The organism is Streptomyces sp. enrichment culture, from assembly GCF_964272895.1.
Taxonomy (GTDB): Bacteria; Actinomycetota; Actinomycetes; order Streptomycetales; family Streptomycetaceae; genus Streptomyces.
The window spans coordinates 5,934,237-5,945,448 of record NZ_OZ186832.1; the positions used below are offsets into that span (position 1 = coordinate 5,934,237).

Below are 11,212 nucleotides of genomic sequence, written 5' to 3' on the forward strand. Positions count from 1 at the left end.
GACGGCCCGAGCGCCGACGTGCCGGAAGGGAGAGCACCGCCCATGCACCTGCCCGAGCCCGACCACGCCCTCAGCCCCCGCACGGGGTGGACGCGCGCGCACTGGGAGGCGGCCGCCGACGCGCTGCTGGCCGCCGTGGAGCCGTACGCCACCGAGGACTTCGCCCTCTATCACCTGCCCGGCGACCGGGTGAGCGCCTCCGGGCGGCTCTCCGACGGACTGGAGGGATACGCCCGTACGCTGCTGCTGGCAGCGTTCCGCCGGGACGAGACCGTGCTGGCGCGGTACGCCGACGGGCTCGCGGCCGGCGTGTCCGGTGCCTGGCCGCGGGTGCTGGACCGCAGCCAGCCCCTGGTCGAGGCCGCCTCGGTGGCGCTCGCCCTGCGGCTGACCCGCCCCCTGCTGTGGGACCGCCTCTCCGACGAGGTGCGCGAGCGCGCGGCCGACTGGCTCGGGGACGCGCTCACCGCCGAACCCTGGCCCTGCAACTGGGTGTTGTTCCCCGTCACCGTCGGCGGCTTCCTCGCCGAGGCCGGACACCGGACCGAGGCCGCCCGCACGGCGATCGACCGGGGCCTGGAACGCATCGAGGACTGGTACGCCGGCGACGGCTGGTACACCGACGGCGACGGCCGCAAGTACGACTACTACAACGGCTGGGCCATGCACCTGTACCCGGTGCTGCACGCCTGGCTCGCCGGCGACACCCGGCTGCTCGACCTCTACGGCGGCCGGCTGCGCGCCCATCTCGCCGACTACGCCCGCCTGTTCGGTGGCGACGGCGCCCCCCTGCACCAGGGCCGGTCCCTGACGTACCGCTTCGCCACCGCCGCCCCGCTGTGGCTGGGCGCGCTGACCGGACACACCCCGCTGCCGCCCGGGCAGACCCGGCGTCTGGCCTCCGGCGCGCTCTCCTACTTCCTGCGCCGCGGTGCCGTCGACCACCGTGGCCTGCTCACCCTCGGCTGGCACGGGCCCGACGTCTCCGTCGCCCAGGCGTACTCCGGCCCCGCCTCCCCCTACTGGGCGAGCAAGGGCTTCCTCGGCCTGCTGCTGCCCGCCGACCACGAGGTGTGGACGGCCACCGAGGAGCCCGGCCCCGCCGAGCGCGAGGACGCGGTGACGCCGGTCGCCGCCCCCAACTGGCTGCTGCAGTCCACCCGTTGCGACGGCGTGGTCCGGCTCCACAACCACGGCAGCGAGGACGCCCGCTACGACCCGTACTACACGCGGCTCGCCTACTCGACGGTGACGCGGCCCTCACCGTCGTACGACAACAGCCTGTTCGTCGGCGACGACCCGAGCCGCACCGGGATCGAGCCGCTGGGCACCGGCGAGGGCTGGGCGGCCTCCCGGCACACGGTGGCCTCCTGCGGTGCGCGCGTGACGAGCGTCGTGCTGGCGCGCGGGGCGGTGGAGGTGCGCGCACACCTGGTGACCGGGGCGGGGGCGGGAACCTCCGTGCGGGCCACCGGATGGGCCGCGGCCGACGGCCTGCGGACCGAGATATTGCCCGCCCTCGGCTGGGACGGGCACCCGGCGGGGGTCACCGGCCGAGGGGACGGCCTGTTCGTGGCCCTGGTGCGGCTGACCGCCGAGACCGATCCGGTCCCCCTGCGGGACGCCGTCGCCGTGCGCGCCGCCGGGCCGCACTCCTTCGCCGTCCGCTGGCCGGGGAGCGGGGAGATCACGGTCCGGGTGGAGGACGGGCACGTCGAGGTCAAACCCCGGTCGTAGAAGGGTGGTTGAGCGCTTCCGCGTGATCCGGGTACGCAGCGCGACCTCGCCGCTACAGTCTTGGGGAGGGCCGGCGGGATGGGGTGGGGCTGCAGGTGGGTCGGAGATTCTTCGTGGCGCTGGGCGTCGGCCGCTACTGCCACCTCCCGGCGGACGAACAGCTCCGGATGGTGCCGTCCGACGTGCGGGCGATGCGGGAACTCCTGGAGGGTTTCGGATACCAGGCGGTCCTGCCCGGCCTCGGCGAGTACGACGGCGCGGAGCAGATCCGGCAGAAGCTGCGCCACTGGTCGGCGGACGCCCGGCTGACGCGCGACGACGTGGTGGTCGTGTACTTCGCGGGGCACGGCCTGGTGGAGGAACGCGACCGGCACTACCTGCTGTGCTGGGACTCCCACGACGAGGACGCGGCGGCCACGGCCCTGGCGACCGAGGACCTGGTACGCATCCTGTGCCGGGGCGAGCTGCGCCATCTGCTGCTCGTCCTGGACACCTGCTCCGCGGGCGCGGGCAGCGCCGAGGCCGCCGGACTGGCCCTGCAGTCGATCGTCCACCGGCACGACGGCACCGGAGGGTCGGCGGGGCTGTGGTTCCTGGCCTCCGCCCGGCGCAAGGACGTGGCCGAGGACGGACGGTTCGTCGGCGCGCTGCGCACCGCGGTGCAGGTCACCACGGGACGGACCGGCCAGCGCCAGCAGTACCTCGACCTCACCGAGGTCGTGAAGGCCGTCAACGAGAACTTCGAGGCGCAAGGGTGCGGTCAGCGCGCCGAGCTGGCCAGCGGGCTGGTCACCGGCCTGGCCCCGTTCTTCCCCAACTCCGGTTTCCGCGAGAGCCTTCCGCCGCTCGGCACGGACCTGGAGATCCAGCGCCGGGTCGCCGCCCAGGACCTCGTCGACCACTTCGGGCCGCGCTCGCGCGGGGTGGAGTTCGAGTCCGAGCACGGGCTGTACTTCAGCGGGCGCACCCGCGTCCTGGCCGAGCTCACCGCGTGGCTCACCGCGGAGGAGGGCGACGGCATGGGGCGGGTCGTCACCGGCAGGCCCGGCTGCGGCAAGTCGGCGGTCCTGGGCCGGGTGGTGGCGCTGTCCGACCCGGTGTACCGCGCCAAGTTCGACCTCGGCGGCCTCGATCCGGCGACCGTCGTCCCGGAGGGCTGCGTCACCGCGGCCGTGCACGCCCGGCACAAGCGGCTCGACGAGATCGTGGAACGCATCGCCGACTGCCTCGGCGTGCGGGTCGACGGCTCGGCGGCGCTGCTCCAGGAACTCACCCGCCGGGGCCGCAAGGGACCGCCGGTGGTCATCGTCGTCGACGCCGTGGACGAGGCGGGGTCCGACACGGCCGCCGACGCCGGCGGACACGGGGAGCCGCGGCGGATCACCCGCGAGCTGCTGCGGCCGATGTCCGAGATCCAGGGCGTACGGCTGCTGGTGGGCACCCGCCACGAACTCGTCACCCCGCTCGGTCCCACCTTCCTCTGCGTGGACCTGGACCGCCCCGGCTACCGGGCCGAGGAAGGCGACGTCGCCGGATACGTCACCAAGATGCTGCTCGCCACCGAGGAGCCCGAGGTGCACAGCCCCTACCGGGACCGGCCCGAGCTGGCCGCGGCGGTCGCACGGGGAGTCGCCTCCAAGGCCGCCGGGGTGTATCTGTACGCCCGGACCACGGCCCGCACCCTGCGCTCGGACCGGACCGCGGTCGACATCCGCCGCCCCGGCTGGGCGGACGACCTGCCCAGCGAGATCGGCGAGGCGTTCGACGACTACCTGGCCCGCTTCGGCCCCGACGAACCCCGGGTGCGGCGGATGCTGCTCGCCCTCGCCTTCTCCGAGGGCACCGGTCTGCCGCGGGGCCGGATCTGGACCACCCTGAGCACCGTCCTCTCGGGCATCGAGTGCACGGAGGCCGACGTCTCCTGGGCGCTGGACGTCGCCGAGGCGTACGTGGCGGAGGTCGTCGACGACGACCGGCGCTCGGTGTACCGGCTGTACCACAAGGCGCTGGCCGAACATCTGCGGCGGACGGCCGGCCGGGCCACCTCCGACATCCAGGGCGCCGTGGTCGACGCCCTCGTGTGCGTCGTCCCGGCCCTCGCCGACGGACGGCGGGACTGGTTCACCGCTCCGCCGTACGTACGCCAGCATCTGGCGACGCACGCCGCGGCCGCCGGCCGGCTGCACGAGCTGATCCAGGACCCGGGGTTCCTGCTGGCCGGTGAACCACTCGGCCTGTTACGGGCCCTGGCCTCCGTCGAGGGCGACGGCCCCCGCCATGTCCGCACCGCCTACGAGCAGGTGGCCCACCGGATGACCGCCGACCGGCCGCTCGGCGCCCGCGCGGCGGACCTCCAGCTGTCCGCGCGGCGCTGCGACGCCGACGAACTCGCCGACCGCATCCAGGACCTGGGCGTCACCCTGCCCTGGACGGCGCGCTGGGCATGGTGGTCGGCCGGCGGCGCACACCGCCTGCTCAGCGGCCACGAACGACGCGTCGACTGTGTCGCCGTCGGCGACCTGGACGAGCGGCCCATCGCCGTGACCGGCGGCGTGGACGCCACGGTGAGGGTGTGGGACCTCACCACCCAGCGGCAGATCGGCGAACCCCTGGCGATGGACGTCGCGGTGAGCGCGGTCGCCATCGGCGAACTCGGCGACTACACCGTGGCACTGGCCGGCGCGGTCGACGGAACCGTCCGGGTGTGGGACCTGTCGGCGGGCCAGGAGTACGGCCCTGCGCTGACCGGGCACACCAACCAGGTGCGCGCCATCAGAACGGGCACCCTCGCCGGCCGCCCGGTGGTGCTGACGGCGAGCGACGACGGCACGGCCCGCCTGTGGGACCTGCTCGACCGCAGACAACTCGGCGCCCCGCTGTCCGGACACCGCCGCTCGGTGCAGGACGCGGCCCTGTGCGCCATCGACGGCCGCACGGTCGCCGTCACCGGCGGCTACGACAAGGCCGTACGCGTCTGGGACCTCACCGACGTGCCGGCCGGCGGCGACGCCCGCCCGGACGGCGCGCCGCTGATCGGACCGGCCGAGGCGGTGACGGCGCTGTGCGCGGGCGAGGTCGACGGACGGGCCGTGCTGGTCGTCGGGGACAAGTCCGGGATGCTCAGCCTGTGGGACCTGGCCGGGCGGCGGCAGATCGGGGAACCGGCGATCGCCCACCGCTACCTCACGGGCAGCGGCGTGGAATCGGCGGTGATCGGCCGGTTCCGGGACCGCACCGTGGCCCTGACGACCGGCCGCCACGAGGCCCGGCTGTGGGATCTGGCGACCCTGCGGCAACTGCGCGCGCCCCTGCGCGGACACGCCGACGACATCCGCGCGGCCGCCCTGACCAGCCGCGGGGACGCGTCGCTCGCGGTGACCGTCAGCCGCGACCGCACGGCCCGCATCTGGGACCTGTCCGCCGACCAGCCGGCCGAGGCGCACAGCGGCCAAGTGACCTGCCTCGCCGTCCACGAGGAGCGGTGCCGTCCCCTGGCGGTCACGGGCGGCGCCGACGGCACCGCACGGCTGTGGGACCTGCGCACCCGTCGCCAGCTGGGGCCGGCCATGGAGGGACACCTCGGCCGGGTGACAGCCGTGGCCCTGGGACGGGCCAAGGGACGGACGGTCGCCGCGACGGGCGGCGACGACACCGACGTCCGGTGCTGGGACCCGTACACCGGACAGGCCGAGGGGCCGCCGCTCACCGGGCACACCAATGTCGTGCGGTGCGTCGCCTTCGGCGTGCTGGACTCCGCGGTGGTCGTCGTCAGCGGCAGCGAGGACGGCACCGTGCGCCTGTGGGACCACGCCACACGGCAGCCGCTGGGCCCGCCGCTCGCGGGACACATCGGCGGTGTCCGCTACGTCGCCGTGCGCGCCGTCGGGCGTGAGCTGGAGATCGCCGTGGCGACCGTCCTGGACCACGCCTACCTCTGGCGGGTCGGCCCCGACGGGACCCGCGCCCGCCCGGCCCACTTCGACCTGACGAGGGACCTCTCGCTGAACACGGAAGCGCTGGGCGTGGCCTTCCTGGGCGAGCGCCCCGTGGTGCTGTCCACGCGGGAGGGCAACGAGGTCCAGGTGCACGACATCGTGACGCGGGCGCCGGTCGGCAGCCCGCTGGTCGGCCACACCAACGGCGTCGTGGCCGGCACCCTCGCCCGGCTGGGCGGGGCCGTCCTCGTGGCCTCGGTCTCCTACGACGACACCGTGCGGGTGTGGGACCTGGAGACCGGCGCCTCACGGGGGCAGCCGCTGGAAGGACTGGTGAACCACTCGGCGGAGGGCACCGTGCCGTGTCCGGCACCCGGCCTGGTCACCGTGGAGGGCACCCCCGTGGCGGTGACCGCCTTCACCCGCGAGGTCCGTGTCTGGGACCTCACCACCATGACCCCCATGGGCGAACCTCTGTGCGGTGCGGACCGCGAACTGGTCTCCGCCGACATCGTCCCCGCCGCCGACGGCCGGGCCACGGTCGTCACCGGCAGCTCGTACAACGGTGTCCGTGTGCACGCCCTGGAGGACGGACGGCAGGTGGCCCCGCCCATCGCCTCACCCCACTTCGTGCTCTACGGCGCGGTGAGCGCACGCCTGGGCGGCCGGACCGTGGTGGTGACCAGCAGCTGGACGGAGGCGGACGTCTGGAGCGTCGAGCCCCGCCGGCGTCTCGGCCGCCGGTACGGCACCTGCTGGCGAGCCTCCCTGCACAGCGTCGGCGGCCGGGAGTTCGCCGTGTCGGTGGCGGGCGACTTCGCCCTGCACGCCTGGGACCTGGTGACACAGGCCCCGGTCTGTCCGCCGATGACCGGCCACACGGCGCGGGTGACCGCCCTGCGGTCCGGCCCGCCCGGCGCCGAGCACCTGCTGGCCAGCGCCGCGCTGGACGGGACCGTACGGCTGTGGGACCTGCGCACCGGCTCGCCTGTCGGGGAGCCGTTCACCGGCCACGAGATGGGGGCGTTCACCGTGGACTTCCTGCGCCTGGACCGGGACGTCGTCGTCTCGGGCACCGGTGACGGCCGGCTCCGTTTCCGGGACGTGGCCACCGGGGAGGCCACGGGACCCGATCTGGAACCGTTCTCCTCCCCCGTCCGTGCCCTCGCAGCGGCCGGCATCCGCGGTGTCCCCACCCTCATCGCGGGCGACGACTTCGGCGTCCTGCGGGTGTGGGACACACGGTTCGACGCCTGGACCGCCGAACTCGACGTCGGCAGCGGCATCAACGCCGTGGCCGCGGATCCGTCCGGCTATGTGTGCCTGGCCGCCGACATGGGTCTGGTGGTCCTCACCGTCGCGGACCCGTCGGAGCACGCGGGAGGCCGCCCATGACCCGTGTCGTCCTCGTGCACGGCATAGCCCAGCAGTACAAAGGCGCGCAGACCCTGCTCGCCGACTGGTGTCCGGCGCTGGCCGACGGCCTGTCACCGGCCGGTGTGACGCTGGGCCCGCGGGACGTCGCCATGGCGTTCTACGGCGACCTGTTCCGGCCCGCCGGCCACCGCGGGCCGGGCGAGCCCGAACTCGGCGCCGCCGACGTCGAGGAGGGCCTGGAGCGGGAGCTGCTGCTGGCCTGGTGGAGGGCGGCGGCCGAGACGGAGAGCCAGGTCGCCGGACCGGGCACGGCGGCCCGCGTGCGCACACCCCACCTCGTGCAGCGGGCCCTCGACGCCCTCAGCCACTCCTCGTTCTTCGCCGGGGCCGGGGAACGGCTGCTGATCCGCGACGCCCGCCAGGTCAGCCGCTACTTCACCGACCCCGCGATCCGGGCCGCCGTCCGGGAACGCGTCCTGCGGGCGCTGACCGACCGCACCGAGGTGGTCGTCGCCCACTCGCTCGGTTCCGTCGTCGCCTACGAGGCGCTCTGCGCGCACCCGGAACTGCCCGACCTCACCCTGGTCACGCTGGGCTCACCGCTCGCGGTCCGCGGGCTGGTGCTGGACCGCCTGGAGCCGGCACCCGTGGCCGGGTACGGGCGCTGGCCGGCCCCCGTCGCACGCTGGACCAACATCGCCGACCGCGGTGACGTGGTGGCGCTCGGCAAGCGGCTGGCACCGGTGTTCGGCGACCGCGTCGTCGACGTCCTTGTGCACAACGGCGCCAAGGCGCACGACGTCCGGCCGTATCTCACGGCGCAGGAGACCGGTCGGGCGATCGCCGCGGGCCTGGCCGCACGTCCGTGAGCGGTTCGCCGCGCGGGGGCCGCCGGGAAATGCTGTTGAGGCGGTGCGGGCGGTGGGCGCACAGTTACGGCCGTGACCACTTCGCGCACCGCACCGACCGTACGTCTCACCGCTCTCGTCGATCCCGCGCCCGGCGGCGGCCGCCGGCTCGTGTGGCTGGCCTCCGGAGCGGACGGCCACCCGCTCGGCAGCGCCTCCCTGCGGCTCTTCGACAAGGACGGGCAGCGGCATCTCGCCGAGGCCGACGTCCGGGTCCATCCGGCCGAGCGGCGGGCGGGGGTGGGCTCGCGGCTGCTCGGGGCCGCGCTGGAGGCCGCCCGCGAGGACGGGCGGCGCAGCGTCGTCGCGCAGGCCGGCAGCGACGGCCCCGGCACCGCCTTCCTCACCGCGCACGGTTTCGACGTGGCCCTCACCCTGATCCACGCCCGGCTGCCGCTGGCGGACGCGGACGTGCCGGCGCTGACCGCACGGGTGGCCGCGGCGCCCGCCGGATACCGGCTCACGGCGTGGCAGGGCACGGTCCCCGACGAACTCGCCGAGAGCTACGCGGCCTCGCGCCGCGCGATGGACGACATGCCGATGGGCGCCGTCGACTACGGCAGGGTCGTCTGGGACGTGGACCGGCTGCGGTCGGCGGCCGCCGCCGTCGCCGCGCGCGGGGAGGTCCTGCACACCGTCGCCGCCGTCGACGACTGCGACGGCTCCCTGGTCGGGTTCACCGAACTCGTCGTCCCCGGCGACGGCGAGGGCGACGCCCTCCACTACGGCACGGCCGTTGTGCCGGAACACCGCGGGCACGGACTCGGCACCTGGATGAAGGCCGCGTCGATCCTCCGCGCCCGGGAACGCCACCCCGCCCTCGCCGGTCTGCTCACCGACACCGCGGACGACAACCCGCACATGCGCGCCGTCAACGACCGGCTCGGCTACCGCCCCACCCACACGTCCTACGAGTTCCAGCTCGCCCTCTGACCGGTCAGCGGGCGGCACCGGCCGGCGAGGCGTCCGTCAGCGGGTCCGGGCGGGGTGGAGGTCGGTCCTCACTTCGGCGTCCCCTCTCGGGGCCAGTTCGCCAGGGCCACGTGCAGGGCGTCCAGCGCCCGCTGCCAGGACCGCTCCACGTCACGGGGGGCGCCGAAGCCGCCGGCGGCCTCCAGGGCGCAGTAGCCGTGGAAGGTGCTGCGCAGCAGGCGGACGGCGTCGGTGAGGTCGGGTTCGGCGAGGCCGTAGCCGCGCAGCATCCCGTAGGTGATGTCGGCGGTGCGGCGCAGGGCGGGGGAGTCGGCGACGAGGGCCTGGTCGAGGCGGATCTGCGTCGCCGCGTACCGGCCGGGGTGGGTCAGCGCGTACTCCCGGTAGGCGCCCGCGAACGCCACCAGCGCGTCCTTGCCGGCCCGTCCCGCCACCGCGTCGGCGATACGGTCGATCAACTCGCCGCCCGCGTACAGGGCGAGCCGCCCCCGCAGGTCCTGGAGGCTGCGGACGTGCGAGTACAGGCTGGCGTCCTTCACCCCGAACCGGCGGGCCAGCGCGGACAGGCTGACGCCCTCGAACCCGGCCTCGTCGGCCAGCTCGGCGGCCGCCGCGACGATGCGGTCGACGGTGAGACCTGCGCGGGGCATGGGCGGCGACCTCCGAGAACCTGTGGATGGCAGGCCCCAGCCTAGAGCAGCTAGGAATCCCCCGGTCTGACCAGCCCCGTCTCGTACGCCAGCACCACCGCCTGGGCCCGGTCCCGCAGGGAGAGCTTGGCGAAGATGCGCGCCACATGGGACTTGACCGTGGCCTCGCTGAGGGTGAGACGGGCGGCCAGTTCCGTGTTGGACAGCCCGCGGCCGAGGAGGCCGAGGACCTCCAGTTCGCGAGGAGTGAGGGACGTGAGGTCCGCGGGGACGGCGGGCGCGGACCTCGCGAAGCGCTCCACCAGCCGCCGGGTGATGGAGGGCGCCAGCAGGGCGTCCCCCGTGCCCACCAGCCGTACCGCGGCCGCCAGATGATCCGGTGTGACGTCCTTCAGCAGGAAGCCGCTCGCCCCCACCGCCAGGGCCGTGTACACGTAGTGGTCGAGGTCGAAGGTGGTCAGCATCAGCACCCGGCACTCCGGCAGCTGCCGCAGGATGCGGCGAGTGGCGTCCAGGCCGTCCATGTTCGGCATCCGGATGTCCATCAGGACCACCTCGGGGCGCAGTTCGGCGGCCAGCGCCACCGCCTCCACGCCGTCGGCGGCCTCGCCCACCACCTCGATGCCGCGTGCGGTCAGGATCAGCCGGAAGCCGGTGCGGATGAGCGTCTGGTCGTCGGCCACCAGCACCCTCGGCGCCGTCACGGCCGGTCCAGGGGGATGCGCGCGCGGACCCGGTAGCCACCGCCGAGCCGGCGCCGGGCGTCCAGGTCGCCGCCGTACACCGCGACCCGCTCCCGCAGGCCCAGCAGCCCGCGGCCGGTGCCCTCGTGGGACGGCCGCGCAGGCCGCGGCGGGGCGTTGCCGGTCAGCACGCTCGGGCCGGTGTTGAGCACCTCCACGCGCAGCGCGTGCTCCGTGTACCGCACCGTGACCTCCGCCTTCCCGCCGTCACCGTGCCGCAGCGCGTTGGTCAGCGCCTCCTGCACGATGCGGTACGCCGTCACCGAGACACCCCCGGGCAGCGGGCGCGGCTCACCGGAGACCCGCACCTCCACGGGCAGCCCCGCGAACGAGATCCGGTCGACGAGCGCGCCCAGCCGGTCCATGCCGGGCTGCGGAGCGAGGTCCGCGGCGGCCTCCACCGGACCGGGGTCGGTGTCCGCGCCGTCCTGCGAAGGCGCCAGCACGCCCAGCAGATGCCGCAGTTCCGTCATCGTGCCGCGCCCCGCCTCCTCCACGGCCCGCAGCGCCGCCGTCGCCTCCTCGGGCATCGTGCCCAGCACCTCCCGGGCGGCCCCGGCCTGCACCACCATCAGGCTCACGTTGTGGCTCACGATGTCGTGCAACTCCCGTGCGATACGGTCCCGTTCGGCCGCGATCGCCGCGCGGGCCGCGCTCTCCCGCTCCCGCTCGAGCAGCCAGCCCCGCTCCCCGACGGCCGCCCGCCAGCGCCGCCGGGTCCGCACCAGCGCCACCGTCAGGCACACCACGGCCACACAGGCCGCTCCCAGCGCCCCCACCAGCACGTCCGCCTCCCCCTTCCGCACGGCGTCCACCCTCTCAGACGATCACCGCACGGCGCATCGGCCCCGCGATGCAGAGCTCTGCATCCCCAGGATGAGGCGCCGGGCGAGGTGCCATCCGGGGAGGGATGCCCCGGCCCGGCGACT

7 protein-coding genes are annotated in these 11,212 nt (G+C 75.0%); 4 read left to right on the forward strand and 3 right to left on the reverse strand.

Annotated elements, in window-relative coordinates; genetic code table 11:
- Positions 1–42 precede the first annotated feature (42 nt).
- From ACSU6M_RS26695 to ACSU6M_RS26710, 4 genes are all read left to right on the forward strand, one after another.
- Positions 43–1,737 carry a DUF2264 domain-containing protein gene (locus ACSU6M_RS26695; protein ID WP_437072929.1) on the forward strand — a complete coding sequence of 565 codons (1,695 nt, stop codon included), beginning with the start codon at positions 43–45 and terminating at the stop codon, positions 1,735–1,737.
- Between the two features lie 95 nt (positions 1,738–1,832).
- The gene (locus tag ACSU6M_RS26700; RefSeq protein ID WP_437072930.1) at positions 1,833–7,067 is read left to right on the forward strand and encodes a caspase family protein; all 5,235 of its coding nucleotides are present in this window, start codon (positions 1,833–1,835) and stop codon (positions 7,065–7,067) included.
- On the forward strand, positions 7,064–7,918 hold the full coding sequence (locus ACSU6M_RS26705; RefSeq protein WP_437072931.1) for a hypothetical protein: 855 nt from the start codon (positions 7,064–7,066) through the stop codon (positions 7,916–7,918). Before ACSU6M_RS26700 ends, ACSU6M_RS26705 begins: the two co-directional genes overlap by 4 nt.
- Positions 7,919–7,990: 72 nt before the next feature.
- On the forward strand, positions 7,991–8,890 hold the full coding sequence (locus ACSU6M_RS26710) for a GNAT family N-acetyltransferase (RefSeq protein ID WP_437072932.1): 900 nt from the start codon (positions 7,991–7,993) through the stop codon (positions 8,888–8,890).
- Between the two features lie 68 nt (positions 8,891–8,958).
- Here the strand turns inward: ACSU6M_RS26710 and ACSU6M_RS26715 are convergent, their stop codons facing one another.
- Genes ACSU6M_RS26715 through ACSU6M_RS26725 form a run of 3 tightly spaced genes read right to left on the reverse strand, consistent with a single transcriptional unit; the run spans position 8,959 to position 11,089 of the window.
- Positions 8,959–9,540, reverse strand: coding sequence for a TetR/AcrR family transcriptional regulator (locus ACSU6M_RS26715; protein ID WP_437072933.1), 582 nt, complete (start codon positions 9,538–9,540; stop codon positions 8,959–8,961).
- Positions 9,541–9,590: 50 nt separating this feature from the next.
- Positions 9,591–10,244 carry a response regulator gene (locus ACSU6M_RS26720; RefSeq protein ID WP_437072934.1) on the reverse strand — a complete coding sequence of 218 codons (654 nt, stop codon included), beginning with the start codon at positions 10,242–10,244 and terminating at the stop codon, positions 9,591–9,593.
- Positions 10,241–11,089: a sensor histidine kinase gene (locus tag ACSU6M_RS26725; protein WP_437072936.1), complete on the reverse strand. Its 849-nt coding sequence runs from the start codon at positions 11,087–11,089 to the stop codon at positions 10,241–10,243. The genes ACSU6M_RS26720 and ACSU6M_RS26725 overlap by 4 nt, the downstream gene beginning before the upstream one ends.
- Positions 11,090–11,212: the final 123 nt, after the last annotated feature.

What these genes read in the sequence shown, in the direction of transcription:
- ACSU6M_RS26715 (WP_437072933.1), bottom strand. Translation starts at nt 9,540, where the DNA reads ATGCCCCGCGCAGGTCTCACCGTCGACCGCATCGTCGCGGCGGCCGCC.
- ACSU6M_RS26695 (WP_437072929.1), top strand. Translation starts at nt 43, where the DNA reads ATGCACCTGCCCGAGCCCGACCACGCCCTCAGCCCCCGCACGGGGTGG.
- ACSU6M_RS26705 (WP_437072931.1), top strand. Translation starts at nt 7,064, where the DNA reads ATGACCCGTGTCGTCCTCGTGCACGGCATAGCCCAGCAGTACAAAGGC.